Here is a 550-nt window from a genome sequence, read left to right on the forward strand (position 1 = left end):
CGTGGTCTGGTAGATCGGCACGGCGACGGCGCCGGTCGACGGGTCGGCGCGCCAGCCGGCGTGCAGGGCGAGGGTTTCGGGACGGAGGGAGTCCGGCATTGCTAGTCTCCTGATCAGGTCATGATCTCATGGGGATGGGGTCGGACCGCCCGGCTCAGACGGCCGCCCGGTTCCACACGGCGCACGCCGCCGCGATCAGCAGGCCCGGCCCGGTGAGCCAGAGCCCCGCGAACAAGAGGTCCGGCGAATAGACGCGCACGCCGAACGGATGATCCTGGGTGCACAGCACCGCGATCGCCTGGCAGAGGCCCGACGAATCGACGAGGCAGTGCCCCGCCTCGCGCAGCGACAGCACCCCGGCGTTCACGACGATGCCGTAGACGACCGCCCACCAGGCGAGTGCCGTCACGATCACGACGACGCCGATCATCACCGGGACGAGCGCGAGCCTCGTCCAGCGGCACCGCAGCGGAACCGGTCGACCAGAGGAACCGGTCAAGATCAGGTCCGGCACCGTCACCACGTCCCTCCGAGACCGAGGAGCTCGAGC

General features: G+C 70.2%; 1 protein-coding gene. It reads right to left on the minus strand.

What is annotated here, in order from left to right:
- Positions 1-154: 154 nt before the first annotated feature.
- On the minus strand, positions 155-550 hold a 396-nt coding region (locus ABTU92_RS30550), incomplete at its 5' end, for a hypothetical protein (protein ID WP_408095274.1).

This window comes from Rhodoplanes sp. SY1 (assembly GCF_046000175.1).
In the GTDB taxonomy this organism is placed as follows: Bacteria; Pseudomonadota; Alphaproteobacteria; order Rhizobiales; family Xanthobacteraceae; genus Rhodoplanes.